This is a genomic window from Bacillus sp. FH, from assembly GCF_052216825.1.
In the GTDB taxonomy this organism is placed as follows: Bacteria; Bacillota; Bacilli; order Bacillales; family Bacillaceae_G; genus Bacillus_A; species Bacillus_A paranthracis.
The window spans coordinates 2,400,135-2,425,532 of the sequence record NZ_JBQOUU010000001.1 but is presented as its reverse complement, the minus strand read 5'-3'; the positions used below and the strand labels follow the sequence as shown (position 1 = coordinate 2,425,532).

Below are 25,398 nucleotides of genomic sequence, written 5' to 3'. Positions count from 1 at the left end.
CAAAATATTTATGATCCAATTAATAGCTTTAGAAGATAATAGTTTAAAAATTATGGAGATTAATGAGTTCTCTATAAATAATGACTCTTTAATTGTGGATTCATAAGTTTCATGAGGGGATTGAGTAGCGATTAGAAAAGTACTGTATTTAGCATTGGTAGATTTAGATGCTAAAGAATTCGTAGGCATAAAAAAGAAAGTAATGGGTCAAAAAGAAGCACTCAATTTTTTAGGAAAATGCGATTTGTTATATGTTAGGGCAAATGGTTTATATTTAAATCAAGAAAAAGTATTAGATTTTTTGAATTATAAAGATATATATAATTATATTTTAAATTCTAGCTTTCTTTCAGAATATGATTTGTGTTATATCAGACATCTTCCACCGATGAGTTTTTCTTATTTTAATTTTTTACGAGGGATCAAAAAGAACCCGAATTTAAAGGTTATTCTCGAAATTCCAACTTTTCCATATTACGGAGAAAGAAGTAATGCACAAAGCGTGAAGAATAAGCTTAACTTCTATTTGGATCAATTTTGTTTTAGTAAGTTGATTTCACAGTATATTGATCATATTGTTACATTTAATTACTTTGAAGATACGGTGTTTGGTATCGAAAATATTAAATTAGTAAATGGTATTAGTGAAAGTCAGATGCCACTAATTAAAAAGGAAAAATCAAACTTAAAAGAAATAAATATTCTAGCTGTATCTACGTTAGTTTCTTGGCATGCATATGACAGATTGATTCTAGGATTAAATGAATATAAAGATAAGGGACTTAATGAATATACTATAAAGCTACATTTTGTGGGGGAGGGGCCAGAACGAAATAATCTAGAGAATTTAACCAATGATTTATCACTGAATGAATTTATCTATTTCTATGGCTATAAAAACGGTGATGAATTAGAAGAAATTTATGGGGAATCTGATATTGGAGTTTCAAGCCTAGGGTTATTTAAAAAAGGCGGGGCTGGGGATTCTCTAAAAGCAAAAGAGTATATGTTGGCAGGACTACCTATAATAGTTGATGAGAATGAGAAATACTATTTAGGTAAGGAGTTTGTTCTTGATATACCTAGTAATGGGAATCCTATAGACTTAGAACAAGTGGTTAAGTTCTATAATTCAATCACTAGTCAGGGCTCTGAAATAAGAGAGTTTTGCTTAGAAAATTTTAGTTGGAATAGACAGATTGAAAAATTATTAGAGATAGTTGAAAAATAAATTTTTCGAGGAGTTTCAAATGAATAAAATAGATATACTTTTACCTGTATTTAATTCAATACAAGAAACAATTCAATGTATTGAAAGTATTGTAAAAAATACTCCTAAAGATAAATATGTATTGCATATTTTAAATGATTGTAGCACGGATTCATTGGTAAAAGAGACATTAGATAGTTATGCTAGTGAAAATATTATTACTTATCACCAAGAAGAGAATATGGGTTTCACTAAAAATGTGAATTTTGGATTGAAAAATACCAAAAATGATGTAGTGATTTTAAACAGCGATACAATTGTAACATTAGGATGGTTGGAAAAATTAGAACAAGTAGCATATAAAGACGATTGGATAGCTGCGGTAAATCCATTTAGTAATTATGGACAGTTTTCTTCCATACCCACTAAGTTTGAGGGGTTTAATTTAGGGATGGATTACCAAAATGTAGTGGAATTATTGGCATTAATGGATAATATTCCAGATTATATAGAAGTCCCATGCTTGGTCGGATTCTGTATGTATTTTAAAAGAGAAATATTAAATAAAGTCGGATTATTAGATGAAGAATCTTTTCCAAGAGGATACGGAGAAGAAACGGATTGGTGTGGACGTGCGCGAAAGCAGGGGTATAAATTAATAGTTACCCCTAAATCATATGTCTTTCATATCGGGGGAGTTTCATTTGGTGCAGAAAAGGAAATTTTAAGAAAAAATGCCACGAAAATTATAAAGGAGAGGTATCCTCATTTTTATAATGAATTGAACCACTTCGAAAAGTCAGATAATGAAATCAAGAAAATCAGGAAAAAGTTGACATATGAATGTTTGAATAAACGTAAAAGCTTAATTTTCGCGTATCTTAAATGCGAGTTACAACATCGAAAATACAAGATGAAAAATCTTATAAAAGGGTTGTAATTAGTTTATGGGTAAACTTGTATCAAATTATTTGTTCACAGTAACGTACCAGTTACTTTTGATGATAACACCATTTATTACGACACCATATGTTTCACGGGTTTTAAAGCCACAAGGAATTGGGATTGATGCATATGTAATGTCGGTTGTTCAACTTTTTTTGGTATTTGCTATTTTAAGTATACCCTTATATGGGAGTAGGCAAGTTGCAACAAAAGAAAATATAACAGAAACATCAAAAGAATTCTGGTCTATTTATATAATTCAAATAATAGTTTCATTATTTACTTGTATTATGTATTTTTTATTTATTAGTGTAACTACTGATTATAAGGAACTATTTTTTATTCATATTTTTAGCTTAGTAGCTGCTGCTATAGATATTTCATGGTATTTTATTGGGAAAGAACAAATAAAAAAAATTACAATAAGAAATATTTTGATTAGATTACTAGGAATATTTTTAGTCTTTGCGTTAGTAAAAGATTATAATGATTTATCGTTGTATATAATAATTAATACTACAACATTATTTGCAGGACAACTAATAATGTGGATTCCATTATTAAAAGAGATTAGGTATGTGAAAATTACTTTTTTAAATATAAAGCCTCATATTTTACCGATAATTACCTTGTTCATACCACAATTATTGATTCAAGTATATGTACTAGCTAATAAGGTTGTACTTGGAAATATATCTGGTGAAACAGAAGTGGGTTATTATAATCAAGCTAATAAAATCATAAAATTAGCCTTAGGTGTAATAACGTCGTTAGGGACAGTGTTATTACCTAGAATGGCATTAGAATTTTCTAAAGGAAATATATCTCAAATAAAGATGTATACAAAGTATACATTACAATTTGTATTAATGATAACACTGCCAATGACTTTTGGAATGATGTCGATAGCACCTAATTTTGTAAATTGGTTTTTTGGTGAAGGGTATTCGGAAGTAGCTACATTAATTATTTTGATGAGCCCAGTAATTCTATTTGTAGGTTTAGCAAATATCTTTGGACTTCAAATATTAATCCCAACCAATCAGTCAAATAAATATTCTATAGCTGTGACTGTCGGAGCTGTATTAAGTTTAGTAGTAAACTTAATACTAGTACCTTCTTATGGAGGTATCGGCACAGTAGTAGCCCTATTGGTGGCAGAGGTAATAGGAGCGCTAATTTTAATGTTTTATGCTAGAGAATATTTTATTATGAGTTATTTCATGAAATTATTTTGTAGATACTCCGTTTTGAGTATAGGAGTTTATATTTTAGTTATCTTAATCGGTAATATTATGAGTTGCTCACCTCTTTTAATTACGGTAATACAATTGCTTGTTGGTGGGGCATTTTATCTTGCTGGATTACTGATAATTAGAGATTCAATGATTGGTAAATTAGTAAATGTTATTAATAGTAAATTGGTTAAGAGAGGAAAGTGAACATGAAAGGCATTATTTTAGCAGGTGGAAGTGGAACAAGATTATATCCATTAACAATGGTGACAAGTAAACAATTGTTACCTATATACGATAAACCAATGATTTATTACCCACTATCTACACTGATGTTAGCGGGAATTCGTGAAATTTTAATTATTTCAACACCAGAGGATACACCACGTTTTGAATCTTTGTTAGGAGATGGATCTCAATTTGGTATTTCTCTTCAATATAAAGTACAACCAAGTCCAGATGGATTAGCACAAGCATTTATTATTGGTGAAGAATTTATTGGTGATGATTCTGTAGCGATGGTACTAGGGGACAACATTTATTATGGTAGCGGAATGCGCAAAATGTTACAGCGTGCAGCTCAGAAGGAAAGTGGAGCTACAGTGTTTGGTTATCATGTACATGATCCAGAGCGTTTTGGTGTAGTTGAATTTGATGAGAACGGGAAAGTATTGAGTGTAGAAGAAAAACCGAAAGAGCCGAAATCAAATTACGCAATTACTGGTTTATATTTCTATGATAATCGCGTAGTTGAAATTGCGAAAAATGTTAAACCATCGGCACGTGGAGAATTAGAAATTACATCTATAAATGAAGCATATTTAAATAATGGTGAGTTAGAAGTTGAATTATTAGGCCGTGGTTACACATGGTTAGATACAGGTACACATCAAAGTCTTGTGGATGCAACAAACTTTGTAAAAACAGTTGAAGATCATCAAGGAATTAAAATTGCAGCACTTGAAGAAATTGGCTTTATTAATGGTTGGATTAATAAAGAAACTTTAATTGAATCAGGTGATCAGTGCTCTAAAAATGGTTATGGTCAATATTTATTAAAAGTAGCAAACGGTAGCATTAAATACTAATTTGGAGTGAATGTAATGAAAGTGTTAGATACGAATCTATTAGGTGTAAAAGTAATTGAGCCAAAAGTATTTGGAGATCATCGTGGTTGGTTTATGGAAACTTATAGCGATAAGGCAATGAAAGAAGCTGGAATTGATCTGCAATTTGTACAAGACAATCAATCCTTTTCTGCAACAAAAGGAACACTTCGTGGTTTACACTATCAGTTAAATCCTAAAGCACAAACTAAGCTTGTACGTTGTACACGCGGATCAATTTTTGATGTAGCGGTCGATATTCGTAAGGGAAGTCCTACATACGGTCAATGGTTCGGTATTGAGCTAAGTGCAGAAAATAAAAAACAGTTATTAGTTCCAAAAGGATTTGCACATGGATTTATGACATTAACAGACGATGTTGAGGTTCAGTATAAAGTTGATGAATTATATGCTCCGGAATGTGATCGAGGCATTGTTTGGAACGACGCTGAAATTGGTGTTGATTGGCCAATGGAAATTCAACCAGTGTTATCTGAAAAAGATGAAAAAGCACCTTCATTAAAAGAAGCAGAAACTAACTTTGTATACGGGGAGTAAAAAAAATGAAAATTTTAGTAACCGGTTATAATGGTCAGCTTGGATATGACGTAGTAAAACGTGGAGAGAAGCAAGGACTAGAAATGCAAGGTATTGGAATAGAAGACTTAGATATTACAAACGAAGCTGCGGTTTATGAATTTGTAGATAAAGTAAAACCAGATGCAATTATTCATTGTGCGGCATATACGGCTGTTGATAAATCTGAAGATGATAAGTATCTTTGTTGGAATGTGAATGTAGAAGGTACAAAATACCTTGCTACAGCAGCAAAAAAATTAAATGCTAAATTTGTTTATATTAGTACGGATTATGTATTCGATGGAGAAGGAACTCATGCATTTGTAGAAAATGACACACCTAATCCGGTTGGATACTATGGTTTAACAAAGTATGAGGGAGAAAAAGTAGTTAGAAGCCTAATAGATAAAAACTTTATTGTGCGTATTTCATGGGTATTCGGTATTAATGGAAATAACTTTATTAAAACAATGCTTCGTTTAGGTGAAACACGTAACGAACTGAACGTTGTGGGCGATCAAATAGGATCACCAACTTACACATATGACTTAGCTCGTTTGTTAGTTGATATGGTCGTAACAGAGAAATATGGTACATATCATGCTACAAATGAAGGTTTTTGCAGTTGGGCTGAATTTGCACAAGAAATTTTTGAGATTGCAGGACAAGATGTAAAAGTAAATAGTATTACAACAGAAGAATATCCTACTCGTGCAGTACGTCCTAAAAATTCACGTATGTCTAAGCAGAAATTAATTGATAATGGATTTGAGCCATTACAAGATTGGAAAAAAGCGACAAAACATTATATTAAACAATTACAACAAGAGGTGAAATAAGTTGGAAAAAAAGAAAGTATTAGTTACAGGTGGCGCAGGCTTTATTGGGGGTAATTTTGTTCAATATATGGTAAATAAATATCCTCAATATCATATTATTAATTTAGATGTACTGACATATGCTGGAGATTTAACAAAGCATAAAGATATTGAGAATAAAGATAACTATTCATTTGCTAAGGTTGATATCGTAGACCGTCAAGCGGTAAACCAACTATTTGAACAAGAAAAATTCGATTATGTTGTTCATTTTGCTGCAGAGAGCCATGTTGATCGTTCAATTACTGAACCTGAAGTATTTATTAGCACAAATGTATTAGGGACACAAGTGTTATTAGATGCAGTAAAGGCATATGGTATTACTAAATTCGTTCACGTATCAACAGACGAAGTATACGGTGAATTAGATTTTGATCCAACTACATTCTTCACAGAAGATACACCTTTACAACCAAATAGCCCATATAGTGCAAGTAAGGCTTCTTCTGACCTATTAGTTCGAGCATATCATGAGACATTTGGTTTACCAGTTAACATTACACGTTGCTCAAACAACTATGGACCATTCCATTTCCCAGAAAAATTAATTCCATTAACAATTTCACGTGTATTGAATGATGAAAAAGTTCCTGTATATGGGGACGGTAAAAATATTCGCGACTGGTTACACGTTATTGATCATTGTGCCGCAATTGATTTAGTTATGCATGAGGGTGCAAATGGAGATGTTTATAATGTTGGTGGACATAATGAGCGTACAAATTTAGAGGTAGTCAAAACTATCATTAGTACACTTGGCAAATCGGAAGAACTAATTGAGTTTGTTCAAGATCGACTAGGTCATGATAAGCGCTACGCAATTGATCCAACAAAATTAGAGAAATTAGGTTGGAAACCAACTTACACATTTGAAACAGGAATTGCTCAAACAATTCAGTGGTATTTAGATAATGAAGAATGGTGGAAAGCAATTGTATCCGGTGAGTATCAGGGGTATTTTGCTAAGCAATATTCATCATTATAAAAAATTGAATTAAACAGTTTATTAAGTAAAAGAGATAAGTTTTGAATAACTTATCTCTTTTATTTTTTTATTGTGTAAAAATTTATGTTAGTTTCTATTTTGGGATATTGATATTAAAAAATTAGAAATAAGAGGATTATAATTACGTATGATTTCACTTTTAAATTTTCTCATAAGTAAATTAAAGAAAACAGAATATAAGTTAGATAGTAGTATAACAACTATTAATATACTAGGTATTGTTTCTTCTAGAACAATAAGCTTATGGCGCGGTTTTTTTAAACGTATTGGCTTAAAGAAGTGTGGAAAGGTGTTATTTATAGGGAGAAGGGTAATTTTAAAAAATAAAAATGCAATTGAGTTAGGGAATGGAGTAACTTTAGGTAATTATGTATCTTTAGATGGATTATCTAAAGAAGGACTTAAGATTGGTAATAACGTGAATATTGGTTCTTATACAATTATTGCATGCTCAGGGAGTCTGAAGCACCTTGGAAAAGGTATGACTATCGGAGATAATAGTGGTATTGGAGATTTTAGCTTTTTTGGAGCAGCAGGTGGAATTAGAATTGGGAAGAATGTTATTATGGGACAAAATGTGAGATTTCATTCAGAAAATCATAATTTTGATAGATTAGATATTCCTATTAAAGAACAGGGCGTTACTAATAAGGGTATAATCGTTGGAGATGATTGCTGGATAGGATCCGGGGCAGTTTTCTTAGATGGAGTTAAAGTAGGAGAGGGCTCTGTGATAGGTGCTAATACTTTAGTAAATAAAGATATTCCACCTTTTAGTGTTGCTGTGGGGAACCCTGTCAAGATTGTAAAAAATCGAATAGAGAATGGGGAGGGAACAAATTGAAAATATTGCATATTTCACTGGGTTTACCACCTTATCGCACAGGTGGCTTAACGAAATACTCAGTAGATTTAATGCATTCACAAGGACAAGAGCATCAAGTGTTTCTTTTGTATCCGGGAAAATTTACCTTTTCGAAAAAGACAGCTATTAAGAAAAATAAACCATATGGAAGTATATCGGTATATGAATTAGTTAACCCTTTACCGATTCCTTTATTAAATGGGATTAATCAACCTGAACATTTTATGAAGGAAATAGATCATAAGGTATATGAGGAATTTTTAATAGAATTAAAACCAGAGATAATTCATGTACATACCTTGATGGGGATACACAAAGAATTTTTTGAAACGGCAAAGAAATTAGATATAAAAATTGTATTTACTACACATGATTATTTTGGTCTTTGTCCAAAAGTAAATTTGATGGACTCAAAAGGTAACGTTTGTAATGATTTTGATGATGGGAAAAGCTGTATAGAATGTAATGTGAATGCATTAAGTCTTCCGATGGTTCATGTGATGCAATCGTATCCATATCGTTATTTAAAAGATAGTAGTATCGTAAAATCGCTTAGAAAAATTAAAAAGAATCAGACTAAAAATAATACTATAGGTACTAGTGTAGAACGAGAAATCGAAGAAGTAGATGTGAATTTAGCAACGCATTATATAGAATTACGCGACTATTATTTAACAATATTCAGATTGATAGACTATTTCCATTTCAATAGCTCTATAGCAAAAGAGCAATTTGAAAAATATCTTGAGGTAAATGGGAAGATAGTCTCTATTAGTCATCAAGATATTTCTGACTATCGTCAAGAGCGTAATGTTAAACAAAGAGGAAATGAAGTAGTTAGATTAGGATATTTAGGACCCATAGATACCTATAAAGGATTTTACTCTTTAAAAGATCAATTGGATTCTTTAAAGGAAAAGGGATATACTAATTGGCACCTAGGAGTTTATGGTGATTTTGTAAATGATCCAGACACATATAATCCTAAATATTATACTTTTTATGGTCGTTATACTTATAGTCAGTTAAAAGATATTTTTAATGAAGTTGATTTATTAATTATCCCTAGTATTTGGAAAGAAACTTTTGGGTTTATTGGTTTAGAAGCACAATCGTATGGTGTTCCAATTATGGTTTCTGAATATGTTGGTTTCAAGGACTTAGTACAAGATGGAGAAACTGGCTTTATATATAAAGTAAATAAGCACGATTTTATTGATAAATTATCAATGATTCTTGACGACACTTCATTATTAGATTATGTAAATGGAAATTTATTGAAATTGGATTTTCCTCATTTAATGAAGCAACATACTAAAGAAATAATAAACCTGTATCAAGAGGTAAGAGCGGGAGAAGAATAGATGAAACACGTATTTATTATTGGATCGAAAGGAATCCCAGCTAAGTATGGGGGATTTGAAACATTTGTAGAGTATTTAACAGAACGTAGGCAAAGTAAGGATATTCAGTATCATGTGTCTTGCTTAGCGGATAACAATGAAGAATTTGAGCATAATAAGGCGAGATGCTTCAATGTGAAGACACCTGAAATTGGGAGTGCGAAAGCTGTAGCATATGATATATTGAGTTTAAGAGAGTGTATTAGTTATATAAAAAAAAATAATCTTAAAAACTGTATTGTATATATACTCGCATGTCGTATTGGTCCATTTTTCTCTTTCTATAAAAGGAAATTAGAAAAAATGGGTGTTCAAGTTTTTGTAAATCCAGATGGGCACGAATGGAAAAGAAGTAAATGGAGTCCAGCTATTAGAGCTTATTGGAAAATATCTGAAAATCTAATGGTCAAGCATGCTGATTTACTGGTATGTGATTCTAAAGGTATTGAGTCTTATATTCAAGAGGATTATAAAAAGCATGAACCAAAGACAACATTTATTGCTTATGGTGCAGATGTTACAACTTCTTCTTTAAATGAAGATGACAGCACATTAATTGAATGGTATAAGAAACATGATGTAGCTGCGGGTGAATATTATTTAGTAGTTGGTCGTTTTGTTCCAGAGAATAACTATGAGTTAATGGTTCGTGAATTTATGAAATCCAATTCTAAAAAGGATTTTGTTATTATTTCTAATGTTGAAGAAAACCAATTTTATCAAGAATTATTAACAAAAACGAATTTTAATAAAGATCCTCGCATTAAATTCGTTGGTACTGTATATGACCAAGATTTGTTAAGAAAAATTCGTGAAGATGCATTTGCTTATTTCCATGGACATGAAGTGGGTGGGACAAACCCATCATTATTAGAGGCGTTAGCGTCTACGAAGTTGAATCTGCTTTTGGATGTAGTATTCAATAAAGAAGTTGGCGAAGAAGGTGCGGTTTATTTCTCTAAAGAAGAAGGCTCTTTAGCTAATTTAATTCAAGAAGTAGAGGCTTATTCTGGAGATAAAATTGATAATTTAAGTAACAAAGCTAAAGATCGAATTAATCATGAATATTCATGGGAGAAAATAGTAAATGATTATGAGAGTTTATTTTTAAATTCTTGATATATAAACATGTATGCCTTCTATTAATGAAATAGTAGAGTAGCATTTAGTTTACAAGTCATTTACAAGTTATGTGTATATCCGTATAGTATTATATGGAATGAAATTTATAATGTTGAAATTGTTACCCGAAAGAAGGAAAAACGATGAAGAAAAAGATTCTATTTTGGATTCTAGGTATCATTGGTGTTCTTGTTATTGCTGGCGGTGTCTATGCATATACTGTTTACTCTAATGTATCTAATACTTTAGATGCAGTACACAAACCATTGGATCGTAATAAATCTGAAAAACGTGATAAACAGGTAGATATTTCTGATCAGAAACCAATTTCAATTTTACTAATGGGAACTGATCAACGAGAAAGTGAAACTTCTAGATCGGATTCTTTAATGTTATTTACATTGAATCCGAAAACAAAATCAATGAAGATAACAAGTATTCCTCGTGATACTTATACAGAGATTATTGGTAAGGATAAAAAGGACAAGATCAATCATGCGTACGCTTTTGGTGGCGTTGATATGTCTGTAAAAACAGTAGAGAATTTTCTTAATGTACCAGTTGATCATTATATTGAGGTAAACATGGCTGGGTTCAAAGATATTGTAGATGCTGTTGGAGGTGTTGATGTAAATAACGATTTGGAGTTTACATCGAGAGATCAACATTTTGCTAAAGGTAATATCCATTTAAATGGTGAAACAGCATTAAAATATACTCGTATGCGTTACGAAGACCCACGCGGTGACTTTGGTCGTCAAATGCGCCAACGCCAAGTCATCCAAGCTGTAATTAAAAAAGGTGCAAGTGTATCTTCTCTAGCTAGTTACGGTGATGTGTTAAAAGCGATTGAGAAAAACGTTAAAACAAGTTTAACTCAGGATCAAATGTTTGAGATTCAAAAGAACTATAAAGACTGCATGGAGAATAGTGAAGAAATCCAAATCCCAGGTGACGGCCACAAAGCCGCTGATGGTATTTGGTACTACTATGTTCCAGATGCAGCGAAACAAGATATTACGAATAAGTTAAGATCACATCTTGAAGTGATTAAGTAATTATGGAATAACCCAACTCCTTTGGTAGGAGTTGGGTTTATTTTTGCGTGAATTTATATTAGTATTATATGTTGTGAGAATAATAGATGAGGTGAATCGATGAATAAGAAAGCAGTACTTGTCCTAGTTATTTTTGTATTGTTTGTCGCTTCGGTTGTGAGCGGTAAATTATACTGGAATAAGAAGGTTGCGAATGCAACAGGACAGACGAGTGAAGTAACGAAAACGAAGTCTGAAGTTAAAGATAGTGGAACGAAGAAATCAGAGAAGAAACAAGATGCGAAAGCATCTTTTAATGAAGCATATGCGAAGAATTTACCAGATGAAGTGAAAGAGAAGTTAAAGAAAGCCGCTGAGGATAAAAAGGCAGTAAACCTTGTTATTGTTGGTGATGAAGCTTCTTCATCTGCAAAAGATGCTTGGGCAGCTAAGTTAACGGCTAACCTAGATGCTTCTTATGGTAAAGGTTTATGGAATGTGACGGTAAAAGAATATAAGGGTGAAAGTACAGACGAGTTGATTGCGAATAAACGTGATAAAGAGATTGCGAAAGAAAAGCCAGATGTGATCTTATTTGAGCCACCGTTTATTACTGACAATGGTAAAACTGGTAATGGAAACTCTGTTGCGAGTACACAGAAGTTTGTACAAGCACTTTCTACTAGCGCAAAGGGTGCTACAATTATGATTCAACCACCAAACCCAGTGTATGGTGCGAAGAATTATCCAAAAGCAATTGAGGCGTTAAAGCAATTTGCGACACAAAATGGTTATACATATGTGGATCATTGGGGAGCATGGCCTGATGCATCAACGAAGGCTATCCTGCCGTACTTAACAGAAGAGTTTGGTTTCCCAAGTGCTAAAGGTCACGAAGTTTGGGCACAATATGTAACGGATTATTTCGTTGCTAAGTAATAAAGGTACACAAAAGGTATACGAGCAATCGTATACCTTTTATAATAAGAGAGTGAATAAAAAATCCTAATATATAGTAGGAGGAAGACAATGAGTTCAATCCTAATTTGCGGCGGAGCTGGATACATCGGTTCTCACGCTGTGAAAAAATTAGTAGACGAAGGTTTATCTGTAGTAGTAGTAGATAACTTACAAACGGGTCATGAGGATGCAATTACGGAAGGTGCTAAGTTTTATAATGGCGACCTTCGTGATAAAACATTTTTAAGAGATGTGTTTACACAAGAAAATATTGAGGCGGTTATGCATTTCGCAGCTGATTCTTTAGTTGGAGTTAGTATGGAGAAGCCTCTGCAATATTATAATAATAACGTGTATGGTGCACTTTGCTTATTAGAGGTAATGGATGAGTTTAAGGTAGATAAGTTTATTTTCTCTTCTACTGCGGCGACGTATGGTGAGGTAGATGTAGACCTTATTACTGAGGAAACGATGACAAATCCAACGAATACGTATGGAGAGACGAAGTTAGCAATCGAGAAGATGCTTCATTGGTATAGCCAAGCTTCTAATTTACGTTATAAGATTTTCAGATACTTTAATGTGGCTGGTGCAACTCCAAATGGTATTATTGGGGAAGATCACCGTCCAGAGACGCATTTAATTCCTCTTTTATTGCAAGTGGCGTTAGGTCAACGTGAGAAGATTATGATGTTTGGTGATGACTATCATACACCAGATGGTACTTGTATCCGTGATTATATTCATGTTGAAGATTTAGTGGCAGCTCACTTCTTAGGTCTTAAAGACTTGCAGAACGGCGGAGAGAGTGATTTCTATAACTTAGGAAATGGTAATGGTTTCAGTGTAAAAGAAATCGTTGATGCAGTTCGTGAAGTTACAAATCATGAAATTCCTGCTGAAGTAGCACCACGTCGTGCGGGAGATCCAGCACGTTTAGTTGCTTCTTCTCAGAAAGCGAAAGAGAAGTTAGGTTGGGATCCTCAGTATGTAAATGTGAAGACAATCATTGAGCATGCTTGGAATTGGCATCAGAAGAAACCTAATGGGTATGAGAAATAAAATATAATAAGTGAAAGAGGGGTATTGTCGTTCAATATATGTTCGACAATACCCTCTCTTTTTTTATAAGATTTTTGCTATACTAAACTGTACTATAATACAGGGTGGAAGGAGGAGAATAATGAAGATACTTGTAGTGGATGATGAGTCGAGTATTCGTAATTTGATTCGGATGCAGCTTGAGATGGAAGGATATGAAGTGCTTACGGCGGCTGACGGGAGAGAAGCTTTAGAGAGATGGAGGGAAGGGCCGGATGTTTTGATTTTGGATGTTATGCTTCCGGATACAGATGGGTATGAGTTACTTCGTTTGTTCCGGGAGAAGGATCGGGATATTCCAGTGCTCATGTTAACTGCGAAGAGTCAGATGAATGATAAATTGCTTGGTTTGCAGCTTGGAGCTGATGATTACGTGACGAAGCCATTTAATTATGCGGAGCTTATTCTTCGGGTTAAGAATATGACGCGACGCGTGAAGAAGAAAGAGGTAACGGTAAGCCATGAAGTAATCGGGGCGGGAGAGATAACGATTTGTCCTAAGGAAAGAAAAGTGCATGTGAGTGGACAAGAGATTCAGTTAACGTACAGAGAGTTTAATTTATGTCAGTTGTTTGTTTCCAATCCGCAACGTGTATTTATGAGAGATGAGTTACTTGAGAAAGTATGGGGATTTGAGTATATCGGAAATACGAGAGCGGTTGATATTATGGTGCAAAGATTGCGGAAGAAGCTCGGGAAGAGCGGGGAATATATTAAGACGATTTATGGCGTTGGCTATAAACTGGATTGTTAAGTGGTGATGGTATGTCTTTAAAAAGAAATATGGTGTTTGGAATCGTTGGACTGTTAATCCCGATTTTTGTCCTTTTGTACGCAGTTGTTTATATTACGTTAGAAAAGAATATGTATCATAATGCGGCAAATTCTTTAGAAAAGTTAAGTGTAGAAGCACAAATTTATACGATGAATTATTTAGAGAAGGAAGCAGAGGTAGAGACGCTCGGTCCGAATTCACTTTTAATTGCTTCGTATTTAGCGAAGCGCATGGATGTCCGTGTACAGATGATTGGGAAGAATGGAGATGTTGTGGCGGATACGCAAAAGGGAGCGCTTCTTCATCGGAATATTGATATTGAGAGTTCCTTGAAGGGGAAGAAATCTTATGTGTTTGAAGAGGGAGACCCAGCTCCAATTCTTTTGTTTTCAAGCCCGGTTTATTATGGAAACGATGTCATTGGTAGTGTTCGTTTTATAAATGAGTTAACGGGTGAGAAGGAAGTTTTAACAAATGTTGGTTGGACGTTTTTAATGACGTCTCTTTGTCTCGTAGCTGCAGGTATTTTCTTTGCAATTCGTTTGGCAAAGTCTCTTCATAAGCCGATTGATCAGTTAAGACAAATGGCGCACCGGCTTGCGAATGGTGATTATAAAAGTAAGATTGAGTTAAATGAATATGTGGAAATTGCGCAGCTTTCAGCGTCTTTTAATGCGATGGCTGATGGGATTGAACTACATATTAAGCAATTGAAGGAAGAGAAAGAGAAGCAGAAAGATTTCTTAGACCGTATTACGCATGAGCTAAAAACACCGCTAACGGCGATTATTGGCTATGTGGATTTAATTCCGAAGTTAAAGGCGAAGGAAGATGTACAGGAGAGCTTGCGTTATGTAGCTGTAGAAAGTGAGCGTTTATTATCACTTGTAGAGGAATTACTTAAGTCTTCAAAGTACGGTACGAGTACGTTTGAAATATCACCTACAGTTGTGAATATAAAGGAGTTAGCCGAAGAAGCAGTTTCAATCGTGAAACCTCGTCTGCAGAAGTTTGAGATTGAAGTTATTAATGAGTTAACAGATGTATATGTTGTTGCCGATTTCGATAAGACGAAACAGATTTTCTTAAATGTGCTTGATAATGCGATAAAATATAGCGATGCTACGCAAATTCGTATGAATGTCATTGTAAATGAGCGTGAGGCGAAGGTGTTTGTTCATGATGATGGCATTGGTATCGATGAAGGGGTGCTGGCAGAGTGGAATGAATCGCCAGAAGGGAAGGTACTTTCTTCTAGTTACGGGAATGGGTATGGTTTGTATATTTGTCAGGAGATTATGAATAAGCAGGGCGGAAGTATGCGGATTGAGAGTAGTGAAGAGGTTGGTACTACCATATTTATTACATTCTTACTTCCGAGACGGATGGAAGACATAAAAAACTTGAAAGCGGTTAAATGATACATTTATGAAACAATTATGCGGTATTTTCGAAACAACGTTTTTTTATCTTGGAGGTAGGCAGAAATGAAAAGGCTATCATTTCAAATTCTTATGTTTGTCTTTTGTATCATTGTTTCTCTTATTTTGTTTTATGTGATGGAGAAGCAAATATATAATCGGATCACAATTGTGAATGACAAACAAGCTGTTTTACAAAGAGTGAATGAATCCCTGCCTACTGAAATGAAGGTTAGGCATGAAAAGTGGGGAGAAATTGTTATAACGGATGAAGTTCGTTTGCATACGATTGTTTCATTCTTTGACCGAATTCAAATCAATCCGAGTGAAGCTAAGAATCAAGAACAAGTATTTACTGGAGAAGTAACGTACTTGAATGGTCAGAAACGTACTTTTGCAGTAGGTGACTTGTTCCAGTACGGGGCTGATATGTACGGAAAGAATGGTACGGATCCAATGATTTCAGCATTGCAAACGTATTTGTTAAGCCTGTATTACACACCGGAACGTATTCATGATTTTTTTGCGTCAGCACAGGATGTCATAGTACGCCAAGGTGATGTAGAACGTGCGGTGAATGTTACGCACATACTTGATTCGATTCGGTATGCAAAGCAAATTACAGATTACGGAGAAATTCAGAAGTTATTACAATCACAGAATGAACCGATCGCTTATGTTACCGCTTATAAAACTGGTAAGCGTATAAAGAATGAGCGTGAAGACATTCTTACTATTTCTGTGTATCCATCGTATTTTGTTGTGCAATATCTCGGTGATAATAATGGGAATGTCATGTATATGAAAAGCTCCCTCGCAAATGTATTTGTAAAGGAGAATGTGTCATGAGAAAGATAGCCTTTTTCTTCTTTTTGCTAGTAATTGGAGGAGCGATGTCTAGTTGCTCTCGAGATACGACCTCTATTAAATATAATAAAAGTGGTCTCCCTATTTTGAATGATCGTCATCTTGTTGCGTATGTAGCGGCTCGCGAGGAAGTTGGGGAAGCGTTGCTTTCATCATTTTGTAAACCACGCGGCTGTACGTATGAATTTATTCGTCTTTCGACAGAAGAGCTTCTTCGGAGGGTAGAAGAGGAAGCTGGAAATCCGAAAGCGGATATTATTATTGGCGGTACGGTAGACGCGCATCAAATGATGAAGCAAAAAAATCTATCTATTCCTGTTACGAGTCAGCATGCGAACCGTATTTCAAAAACTGTGAAAGATAAAGATGGTTATTGGTACGGTTATGAAGTGGAGAAGCTGGCAATTGCAATCAATAAAGAGCGGTGGAACGAAGAATTAGCCCCGCTCGGACTTCCTTATCCATCAAGGTGGCAAGATTTATTAAATCCAGTATATAAGGGAAAGATTGTTATGCCAGATCCAAATGTTTCAGGAACAGCTTATACGTTTTTTCAATCACTTATTGATACTGTAGGTGAAGAGAAAGCGAAAGAATATGTTAAGAGTTTTGCAGGGCAAGTTGGTGAAGTAACGGTGAATGGTTACATGCCAGTAGAGCTTGTTGCGAGTGGTGAGTATATGATCGGCATCAATTTCATGGGAGATCAGAGAATGCTTCAAAAACAAGGCTTTCCAGTTGTAAGTATCGTACCTGAGCAAACAGGGCTATCTGTTAATGCGATTTCGAAACTAAAGCGTGCACCGAATGGTATTATTGCGGATTTATTTATTGATTATTGTTTATCAGAAGAAGCGGGTCACATTTTAGAAAAGGTTTCGTTTGGCGTACCAACGATGTTTGCGAAGAACGAGAAAGAAATAGAAGGACAGCCGGTTAGAAGAACGAACCAACATATATCAAATAGTGGAATAATCGAGATATGGAATAGACAACGTCTCTCTCAGAAGTGAGAAAAGGAGACGAAAGAATATGTTTAAATGGCTCAAGCCAGCACCTGCAATTGAAAGATTGCCTGCGGATATGATCGACCGTGTATATCAATTACTACGTATTCGTGTGTTAATCGGAATTTCAGTTGGATATGCTGCTTATTATTTAGTTCGTAGTAACTTTACGTTATCAAGTACGTATTTAGTACAAGAATATGGTTTTAGTACAGCTCAAATTGGTCTACTAGGTTCAGTAATGGCAATTGTTTATGGATTTAGTAAGTTCTTTATGGGGAATTTATCAGATAAAGCTTTCGCCCAGCGCTTTATCGCAGTCGGTTTATTCTTATCAGGGCTTGTAAATATTTGCTTCGGTTTTGCATCTTCATTTGGGATGATCGTTACATTACTTGTTGTGAATGGTATTGTACAAGGTATGGGTGCACCTCCTTGTAGTATCGTTATGACGAAATGGTTCTCGAAGAAAGAACGTGGTACGAAAACAGGTCTTTGGAATATTTCACATAACGTTGGTGGAATGCTTGTGCCACCACTTGTCGGAATTGGTGTAGGTATTTTTGGTGAAAACCATTGGCAAGGCGGCGTGTTTATTTTCCCAGCGATTATCGCAATGGTAATTGCAGTTCTTGTTTGGATTAATGCGAAGGATACACCGGAATCAGAAGGTCTTCCTCCAATTGATGAGTATCGTAATGACTATGAAAATCTTGAAAAAGCAGATCATGCTAACAAGATGTCACCAAAAGAAATTTTAATGAAGTATGTAGTGAAAAATAAATTTGTATGGTTCTTATGTATTGCAAATGCATTTGTTTATTTAATTCGCTTCGGTGTTATTAACTGGGTTCCACTTTATTTAACGACAGTTAAAGGTTTCTCAAAAAATGAAGCACACGCGGCGTACGCAATCTTTGAAGGTATGGCAATTCCAAGTTCATTAATCGTTGGTCTTTTAAGTGATAAATTATTTAAAGGAAAACGTATGCCATTATGTATCATTAGTATGGTCGGAGTTGTTATTGGTACGTTTGTATATTGGCAAGCAACTAGCATACTTGTTGTAAGTATTGCAGTTTCTATTATCGGTTGTTTAATTTATGTACCACAATTCTTAATCGGTTTAAGTGCGATGGAATTAGTACCGAAATTTGCAGTAGGTACGACAGTTGGTATGTGTGGTCTGTTCGGTTACGTAGGCGGAAGTCTTGTAGCAAACGCAGCAATTGGTGTTATTGTTGATCGTTCTGGCTGGGATGGTTGCTTCATCTTACTATTAACAGGTGCTATTTTATCAACGATCTTCTTGTTCATCGTTCAACGTGGACATGAAAGCAAAGCGCCTAAAGCAGCGTAATATTTTGTTTGAAAAGCTATCCAATTATCATTTTGGATGGCTTTTCTTATATTAAGATAATCTTTCCTTAAATCTATCTTAAAAGATATAATGTCATATTTCTAATCATGGAAATTTTTGTTACAATAAAAATGAATGTGTAAAACTTTGTAAAAAGAATGTAATAATATGTATTTTGTTTTCAGAAAGTTTTATACAATTTCAAATTAAACTATTAAGTTATAAAAAGGAGAGAGAATATGGTACCAAATACGGTTCGTACTCCAAACAAGAAGAAGAAATGGATTATCATCGGGGTTATTGCACTAATTGTTATTGTAGCAGCAGTTAATATTTTTATTATGCAAGGCAAGAAGAAGGGGGCATCAACATCTGCTGATGCTGTAAGTTTTGAGAAGGTAACGGAGCGAAAGCTGAATAATACGAAGTTAATTTCTGGTCAGGTAAAGCCAGGGAATATCGAAAGTTTTTATGCGGATCCGACTAAAGGAAAAGTAAAAGATATTGAGGTGAAAGAAGGACAAGAGGTAGAGAAAGGTGCGAAGTTATTCTCTTATGATAATGAAGAGATTAATTTGCAAATGAAGCAAGCTGAGCTTGATCAGAAGATGGCTGATATGCGTTATGATCAAGGGAAGAAGAAGATTGATTCGCTCAAGAAAGAAATTAAGAAGGCGAAAGATAGCGGAGCTGGGAAAGAAGTAACAGATCCGATGGAAGAGCAAGTAAGTGAGCTGGAGATAGCTCAAAAGACAACTGATCTTGAGAAAGAAAAAGGGAAGTTGCAGAAAGAAGAGTTAAGTAAAAAGCAGAAAGAGCTTACGATTTATAGTAATTTTGCTGGTGTTGTTCAAAAGTTAGATAAAGATGCGGCGCAAAGTTCATCTCAAGCGTTAGGTGGTCAAGGGAAAGCATTTTTACAAGTGGCTTCTAAAGATCCGTTCCAAATTCAAGGAACGTTAACTGAGCTTCAAAAATCACAAATTCAAAAGGATCAAACATTTACTGTAACTGCGAAAGCAAATAGTAAGAAGAAGTGGACAGGTAAGATTACAGAAGTAAGTGAATTCCCAACGAGTGCAGAGATGGCGCAAGCAGGCGGTATGGGTGAGGCGACTCAAAATATGTCCCAATATACATATAAAGCAAGTCTTGATAGTCAAGATGGTTTATCTCCAGGTTATCACGTTTCATTGCAAGTAAATTTAGAGAATAAGAAGATGATTGCTGTTCCAACTAAGAGCATTGTAGAAAAAGATGAGGATGCATTTGTTTACGTTGAGGATATAGGAAAGCTTCGCAAACAAAATGTGAAAAAAGGTTCTACTGATGGAGACTGGACAGAGGTTGTAGAAGGCGTAACAGTGGGGCAAAAGGTGGTTAAAAATCCTTCCGACGATGTGTATGACGGAATGGAAGTGAAAGAGAAATGATTACGTTAAATAATATCGCTAAAACGTATTATCAAGGAAAATTGGCAGTACCGATTTTGCACGGTATTAGTTTAACGATTCAAGGCGGTGAGTTCGTTTCGATTATGGGACCGTCTGGTTCTGGTAAATCAACGCTTATGAATATTATCGGTTGTTTAGATCGTCCAACAGAAGGCGAATATATGCTGAATGATGTGAATATCTTAACAGCAGACGAGTCAAAGCTTGCTTTAATTCGTAATGAATATATCGGTTTTGTGTTTCAGCACTTTAATTTGCTCCCGCGTCTTTCGGCAGTAGAAAATGTTGAACTTCCGCTCGTATATGGCGGCGTGAAGAAAGCAGAGCGTCGCAAGCGTGCTTTAGAGGCGCTTGGTAAAGTCGGATTAGCGGACCGCGTGCATCATTTACCAAACGAATTGTCAGGTGGACAGAAGCAGCGTGTCGCAATTGCAAGAGCGATTGCGAATAATCCAACGTTCATTATGGCCGATGAGCCGACTGGTGCGCTTGATACGAAGTCTGGTGAGCAAGTTATGGATATTTTCACGAAGCTTAATGCAGAAGGTACAACGATTGTTATGGTTACACATGAAGAGGAAGTAGCAGCGTATTCTTCCCGCCGCATTGTGCTGCGAGATGGGAAAATTACAGAAGATAGAAGGTGTGCGGTATGAGTTTACTAGATAGTATAAAAATTGCCCTATCTTCTATTTTAGCTCATAAACTGCGTTCAGCTCTTACGATGCTCGGTATTATTATCGGGGTAGGTTCTATTATTACTGTCGTTGCAATCGGGCAAGGCGGGGAAGCGATGCTGAAGTCGAAATTCGCAGGTTCTGGTGGTAATAACCTAATGCCAATTCAATTTAAACCAGATATGAATGATGAGTTTGCTATAGGCGGATTTGAAATACCGAAGTTAACAGAAGAGGATATTATGGAAGTAAAACAAGTGAAAGATGTTTCACATGTTATTACGACAAATTCGACAACAGAGATATTGGATGTAAATGATAAAAAAGCAAATCTGAATGTTATTGGTCTTGATAATGAATATTTTGCGGTTAATAAAGTAAAGGTCGTAAAGGGACGTACTTTAAGTGAATCAGATATTTCTCATGCAAATAATGTTGTGATGATTAGTACAAAAACAGAAAAGACGTTATTTAAGGATGTAAACCCAGTCGGACAAATTATTGAGATGAAGGGACAGCCAATGCAAATTGTTGGTGTGTATACATCTGATAATGAGTTTATGGGATTTGAAATGGAAGAAGCTTTAATCCCCCTTACGTTATGGCCTGTTTTATTCGGAACAGATGATATCCAAAATATCGCAATTCAAACTAAAAATGTAGACGATTTAGAAAAAGCTGGGAAACAAGCTGTTGATGTACTGAATAGTCGTAAGCCAAGTGAAATTCCAGGTAAATATGAACTGGTAAATTTAAAAGAATTACAAGAAAATGTTTCTAAAGTCACTAGCATCATGACGATGATTATCGGCGGTATTGCTGGTATTTCATTAGTCGTTGGTGGTATTGGTGTTATGAACATCATGCTCGTATCCGTAACGGAGCGTACGCGCGAAATTGGAATACGTAAAGCACTTGGAGCAACGCGTAGTAAAATTTTATTACAGTTTTTAATTGAAGCAGTTATGTTAACGCTTCTAGGTGGTTTGATCGGAATTGGTCTTGGATATGGCGGAGCATATATCGTTTCCACGTTCGCAAAATGGCCACCACTCGTTTCATGGGAAGTTGTCGTTGGAGGCGTACTGTTCTCTATGACACTTGGTATTATCTTTGGATTAATTCCAGCAAACAAAGCTGCGAAATTAGATCCAATTGAAGCACTTCGTTATGAGTAATTAATAGTGTAGTAAAACTACACACTACCGTTCTAGTGGGCGGTTCGTAGCCTCTATATGAGGAAGTGAACCGCCCGTTAGAACGGGTTATATAAATAGAAGGAGGCGTTATAATGGAAGCTAATATTAATACGCAAGATGCAGGTTCAAAAAAGCCATCATTATTTGGAATGATTACTTCTCCAGGTGAGCAGTTTGAGAGAATGAAGACGAAAAGTCCTGTATGGGGAGGGTTTTTCTTATTTCTTCTAATGGGGACAATCTTGGCAGCAGCGGTATCTTATTTAGGATTACTTAATACCCCGGAGTTGGCGAAGCTGGTTAAGAATGATACGACAGGTATAATGAAATGGACTACACTTGGGTTTGGAGCTATTGGAGGTCTAGTTGGAACTGCTTTTGGTCTTTTTGTAGTAGCAGGATTTTATAAAATTATTATGATGTTTATGAGCAATGATACTCCATATATGAAGATACTATCTATTTATATATATGCCAATGTTGTCTTTTATGTTGGTAGTCTTCTTAATGTAGCTTTAGGATATATTTTAGGTGGGAATGGCGCTGATAAATATACAAGTTTAGGACCTTTATTTGAACAAGGAACAATTGCATATGGCATTGGCTCTGCATTTGAAGTCTTTAACATTTGGAGTTTAATTTTAACTGGCTTAGGCTTGCATATTGTTGCTGGTTTAAGTAAAAAACAAGCAATAATTTTAATTTCTATATTCTTTATCTTGACAATTGGGTTTAGTGTGTTAGGCGGCATGTTCTCTGATTTTGGTGCATAACATATTATTTTAAAAAGGTGGCTCTTTAGAGTCACCTTTTTTATTTTTACCCCTATTTCAAATACCACTAACAGAATTTCAAATTCTACTTCATGTAATTTCAAATTTCAGTGATAGTATTTAAAATTACCCACAGTGCAATCCTTTCTTTATTTTTATATTGTGAAGGTACCGCGGAATATTAGAAAGGTATACCTTTTAGAAACGGGTACTGTGTGAAACCAGCGACTTTTAAAGAGGCAGTTGTGTTGTATGAAGGTATGATTGTGAATCGAATAAAGAAGTTAGGGATTTATCAAGATTATGAAGAGTATTATCAATGTGGGTTAATCGGTCTTTGGCATGCGTATGAAAAGTTTGATGCGGAGAAAGGGAGTTTTCCTGCATATGCAGTTATAACGGTACGTGGTTATATATTAGAGAGGTTGAAAAAAGAATTCACAGTGCAAGAAAAGTGTGTATGTGTAGGAGAGTATGAGGATATCTTTCGTTTTGAAGATATTGAAATGAAAGTGAAGGATTTTATGAGTGTATTAGATGAGAAGGAGAAGTATATTATTTTTGAACGTTTTTTTGTAGGAAAGACGATGGGGGAAATCGCTTTAGAGACAGAGATGTCCTATTATCAAGTGAGGTGGATATATCGGCAGGCGCTTGAGAAAATGCGAAATAGCTTAAGAGGATAAATAGTATCATAAGAATGGAAGGCAAGGGATATTGCTTTCCATTCTACTTATTTTGTTAAGGTAGTAAATGTAATAAGAGGTTTTTAAATTGTAGTGAATCTTGCATGTTCATACGTGATAATACATATCCAGCTTTTAATAATTGTTGTTTTAACTTATGGGGACTGATATGTATAGTTGTAGTTGTGCCATTTGAAAAATGAATGGTAGCTTTTTTACTTTTTTTGAAAAACTCTATGTCATCTATATGGTTATAAAACAGCCATATACAGTTTGGAGAAGAAGGAGACTCTGTTGGGAAAGCACAAATATATTCTCGATGATTAATTGGAATCGGGACATTTTGTTTGAAATGAAAGTTTGTTTGAACTGCTTTCCGTCTGCCTTGATAAGTAGAGTGAACATTGGTTAAACAAGATTTTTTTATGAGCTGGAGAGCGGTTTGACAGGAGTAAAGATGGTTCCCACTACTGTCGATCACTTTTGTGTAATAAGAAGGGTGCTTGCAAGGTTCTAACATCATTGTTGAATTAGAAATAATAATAGCATTTTCGTCATTCATAAATTTAATTCCCCCTTTATAAATGATAATAATTCTCAATATAATTATATGCGAATTAAGTAAATTGGTTGTTAATCTTTTATTTCATATTGTAAATTTTGGCTATTCGTTTACAATCAATAGATGATAGTCTTTCTAATTTGCATCGCTTGTACATATATATGAAAATAGAAAAGAGTAGGCGGTGAGATAGTATGAAGAAAAGGTATATTATTATGGCTCTAGTTGTTGTTCTTCTAGTATATTTAGCAAATAGTAATCCGAGTAAAGGTGAATATACAGATTGGGCAGCAAAGCAGTTTATGAAACGTAATGATGTAAGTAAGAAGCTAGATGAAGTTCAAAAGGAAAATGAAGAGGGTCTCCTTGGCGATTTAGCATCGGCTGGTAAGAAGTTGGCGAAAAAATATGTTGAGCCGCAAGTTGGATTATTAATCGATCATTATACGAAGCGAGATGATTATATATTCTTCTCAACATATAAGACGGAATTTGATATCGGCGGAGAACATTATAAATATGTATGCGTCGGTTTTTCAAAAATCTTTATTCCAATTGAAATGCCGAAGAAAAAAGACGAATCTGCAAAATGATGCAGATTCGTCTTTTTGTCTATAAGGTAATGGGAACTTCAGATACAGTCTTTTCTACGAGACGAGCTCCTTTTTTTCGGGTATTTTCATTAATTGATGAAAATACAGATGAGGCAAGAATCGTATCCATTACTTGATTTACGACTTGTGCATCAATAGGTGTGATCGGCTTCTCGATAGAAAAGACAACTGTTTTTCCATCTTCTTTCGCGAAAATTAATTCTAGTACTTGCATACGTTGTTTCCTCCTTTTTATTTATCTTGTAATCAGTGGGGACATCCCCACTGATTACATTGCCACCTTAAAGGTTAGAAAGATCTGATGTGCTAACAAGTTGTACAGCGTGAAGTGGTGATGCTTGTAGAGAAGCTAGAGCACGAGCTACGGTTTGTACTTTCTCTAAGTTTGCGTTTGTTTTTACGCGCTTAAATTGTTTGTTCTTAAAAACTGTTTTTCCATTCTTATCTAATCCATTGTTTAAGACGAGACGTAAAGTTAAATCCATTACGATTGTTTCGACTGCCATGTTTATCACCCCCTTTCACTATATAAATAGGATGCAAATGTCATGTTTTG

The 25,398-nt window shown here is 34.8% G+C and carries 27 protein-coding genes; 24 read left to right on the top strand and 3 right to left on the bottom strand.

Features of this window, described 5'->3' with window-relative positions; translation table 11 throughout:
- Positions 1–154 precede the first annotated feature (154 nt).
- The 23 genes from ACTT1L_RS12870 to ACTT1L_RS12760 all read left to right on the top strand — a co-directional run bounded on the left by ACTT1L_RS12870 (position 155) and on the right by ACTT1L_RS12760 (position 23,666).
- Positions 155–1,231: a glycosyltransferase gene (locus tag ACTT1L_RS12870; RefSeq protein WP_061131853.1), complete on the top strand. Its 1,077-nt coding sequence runs from the start codon at positions 155–157 to the stop codon at positions 1,229–1,231.
- A 19-nt stretch (positions 1,232–1,250) separates the two neighbouring features.
- The gene (locus ACTT1L_RS12865; protein ID WP_061131852.1) at positions 1,251–2,150 is read left to right on the top strand and encodes a glycosyltransferase family 2 protein; all 900 of its coding nucleotides are present in this window, start codon (positions 1,251–1,253) and stop codon (positions 2,148–2,150) included.
- 7 nt (positions 2,151–2,157) lie between these two features.
- The gene (locus ACTT1L_RS12860; RefSeq protein WP_086707022.1) at positions 2,158–3,597 is read left to right on the top strand and encodes an oligosaccharide flippase family protein; all 1,440 of its coding nucleotides are present in this window, start codon (positions 2,158–2,160) and stop codon (positions 3,595–3,597) included.
- Between the two features lie 2 nt (positions 3,598–3,599).
- Entirely contained in the window at positions 3,600–4,478 is an 879-nt protein-coding gene (gene rfbA, locus ACTT1L_RS12855) for a glucose-1-phosphate thymidylyltransferase RfbA (RefSeq protein ID WP_061131850.1), read from the top strand.
- Between the two features lie 15 nt (positions 4,479–4,493).
- On the top strand, positions 4,494–5,054 hold the full coding sequence (rfbC, locus tag ACTT1L_RS12850; protein WP_061131849.1) for a dTDP-4-dehydrorhamnose 3,5-epimerase: 561 nt from the start codon (positions 4,494–4,496) through the stop codon (positions 5,052–5,054).
- A gap of 5 nt (positions 5,055–5,059) precedes the next feature.
- Positions 5,060–5,914: a dTDP-4-dehydrorhamnose reductase gene (rfbD, locus tag ACTT1L_RS12845; protein ID WP_061131848.1), complete on the top strand. Its 855-nt coding sequence runs from the start codon at positions 5,060–5,062 to the stop codon at positions 5,912–5,914.
- Position 5,915: 1 nt separating this feature from the next.
- Complete coding sequence (gene rfbB, locus ACTT1L_RS12840; RefSeq protein ID WP_061131847.1) at positions 5,916–6,938, top strand: dTDP-glucose 4,6-dehydratase; 1,023 nt, start codon at positions 5,916–5,918, stop codon at positions 6,936–6,938.
- Between the two features lie 148 nt (positions 6,939–7,086).
- Entirely contained in the window at positions 7,087–7,803 is a 717-nt protein-coding gene (locus ACTT1L_RS12835) for an acyltransferase (protein WP_061131846.1), read from the top strand.
- The gene (locus tag ACTT1L_RS12830) at positions 7,800–9,188 is read left to right on the top strand and encodes a glycosyltransferase (protein ID WP_061131845.1); all 1,389 of its coding nucleotides are present in this window, start codon (positions 7,800–7,802) and stop codon (positions 9,186–9,188) included. Before ACTT1L_RS12835 ends, ACTT1L_RS12830 begins: the two co-directional genes overlap by 4 nt.
- Complete coding sequence (cps2T, locus tag ACTT1L_RS12825; protein WP_061131844.1) at positions 9,189–10,346, top strand: beta 1-4 rhamnosyltransferase Cps2T; 1,158 nt, start codon at positions 9,189–9,191, stop codon at positions 10,344–10,346.
- Between the two features lie 146 nt (positions 10,347–10,492).
- Positions 10,493–11,407, top strand: coding sequence for a polyisoprenyl-teichoic acid--peptidoglycan teichoic acid transferase TagU (gene tagU / locus ACTT1L_RS12820; RefSeq protein ID WP_086707024.1), 915 nt, complete (start codon positions 10,493–10,495; stop codon positions 11,405–11,407).
- Between the two features lie 99 nt (positions 11,408–11,506).
- Positions 11,507–12,325, top strand: coding sequence for an SGNH/GDSL hydrolase family protein (locus ACTT1L_RS12815; protein ID WP_061131842.1), 819 nt, complete (start codon positions 11,507–11,509; stop codon positions 12,323–12,325).
- A 90-nt stretch (positions 12,326–12,415) separates the two neighbouring features.
- Positions 12,416–13,408 (top strand): UDP-glucose 4-epimerase GalE, encoded by a 993-nt coding sequence (galE, locus tag ACTT1L_RS12810; protein ID WP_442821936.1) that lies wholly within the window; start codon positions 12,416–12,418, stop codon positions 13,406–13,408.
- 121 nt (positions 13,409–13,529) lie between these two features.
- Positions 13,530–14,201: a response regulator transcription factor gene (locus ACTT1L_RS12805; RefSeq protein WP_242227863.1), complete on the top strand. Its 672-nt coding sequence runs from the start codon at positions 13,530–13,532 to the stop codon at positions 14,199–14,201.
- Between the two features lie 11 nt (positions 14,202–14,212).
- Positions 14,213–15,643, top strand: coding sequence for a HAMP domain-containing sensor histidine kinase (locus tag ACTT1L_RS12800; protein WP_000054049.1), 1,431 nt, complete (start codon positions 14,213–14,215; stop codon positions 15,641–15,643).
- Between the two features lie 66 nt (positions 15,644–15,709).
- On the top strand, positions 15,710–16,492 hold the full coding sequence (locus ACTT1L_RS12795; RefSeq protein WP_074541148.1) for a DUF3919 family protein: 783 nt from the start codon (positions 15,710–15,712) through the stop codon (positions 16,490–16,492).
- On the top strand, positions 16,489–17,523 hold the full coding sequence (locus tag ACTT1L_RS12790; protein ID WP_416504027.1) for an ABC transporter substrate-binding protein: 1,035 nt from the start codon (positions 16,489–16,491) through the stop codon (positions 17,521–17,523). The genes ACTT1L_RS12795 and ACTT1L_RS12790 overlap by 4 nt, the downstream gene beginning before the upstream one ends.
- A 19-nt stretch (positions 17,524–17,542) precedes the next feature.
- Positions 17,543–18,877: an MFS transporter gene (locus ACTT1L_RS12785; protein ID WP_442821935.1), complete on the top strand. Its 1,335-nt coding sequence runs from the start codon at positions 17,543–17,545 to the stop codon at positions 18,875–18,877.
- Positions 18,878–19,116: 239 nt separating this feature from the next.
- Positions 19,117–20,310, top strand: coding sequence for an efflux RND transporter periplasmic adaptor subunit (locus ACTT1L_RS12780; protein WP_442821934.1), 1,194 nt, complete (start codon positions 19,117–19,119; stop codon positions 20,308–20,310).
- Positions 20,307–20,987, top strand: coding sequence for an ABC transporter ATP-binding protein (locus tag ACTT1L_RS12775; protein ID WP_016085521.1), 681 nt, complete (start codon positions 20,307–20,309; stop codon positions 20,985–20,987). The genes ACTT1L_RS12780 and ACTT1L_RS12775 overlap by 4 nt, the downstream gene beginning before the upstream one ends.
- A complete protein-coding gene (locus ACTT1L_RS12770) occupies positions 20,984–22,186 on the top strand; it encodes an ABC transporter permease (protein WP_061131835.1) in 1,203 nt (400 codons plus the stop codon). The genes ACTT1L_RS12775 and ACTT1L_RS12770 overlap by 4 nt, the downstream gene beginning before the upstream one ends.
- A gap of 113 nt (positions 22,187–22,299) precedes the next feature.
- Positions 22,300–22,980, top strand: coding sequence for a Yip1 family protein (locus ACTT1L_RS12765; RefSeq protein ID WP_000387913.1), 681 nt, complete (start codon positions 22,300–22,302; stop codon positions 22,978–22,980).
- Between the two features lie 215 nt (positions 22,981–23,195).
- Positions 23,196–23,666, top strand: coding sequence for a sigma-70 family RNA polymerase sigma factor (locus tag ACTT1L_RS12760; RefSeq protein ID WP_442821933.1), 471 nt, complete (start codon positions 23,196–23,198; stop codon positions 23,664–23,666).
- A 55-nt stretch (positions 23,667–23,721) separates the two neighbouring features.
- Here the strand turns inward: ACTT1L_RS12760 and ACTT1L_RS12755 are convergent, their stop codons facing one another.
- Positions 23,722–24,228 carry a competence protein ComK gene (locus ACTT1L_RS12755; RefSeq protein WP_000997432.1) on the bottom strand — a complete coding sequence of 169 codons (507 nt, stop codon included), beginning with the start codon at positions 24,226–24,228 and terminating at the stop codon, positions 23,722–23,724.
- A gap of 194 nt (positions 24,229–24,422) precedes the next feature.
- On the opposite strand from ACTT1L_RS12755, the gene ACTT1L_RS12750 reads away from it, so the two are divergent.
- Entirely contained in the window at positions 24,423–24,821 is a 399-nt protein-coding gene (locus ACTT1L_RS12750; RefSeq protein WP_000747726.1) for a DUF4359 domain-containing protein, read from the top strand.
- A 19-nt stretch (positions 24,822–24,840) separates the two neighbouring features.
- On the opposite strand, the gene ACTT1L_RS12745 is transcribed toward ACTT1L_RS12750, so the two are convergent.
- Both ACTT1L_RS12745 and ACTT1L_RS12740 read right to left on the bottom strand, forming a co-directional pair.
- Entirely contained in the window at positions 24,841–25,056 is a 216-nt protein-coding gene (locus tag ACTT1L_RS12745; protein ID WP_001197595.1) for a DUF2922 domain-containing protein, read from the bottom strand.
- Between the two features lie 67 nt (positions 25,057–25,123).
- Entirely contained in the window at positions 25,124–25,348 is a 225-nt protein-coding gene (locus tag ACTT1L_RS12740; protein ID WP_000257701.1) for a DUF1659 domain-containing protein, read from the bottom strand.
- Between the last annotated feature and the right edge of the window lie 50 nt (positions 25,349–25,398).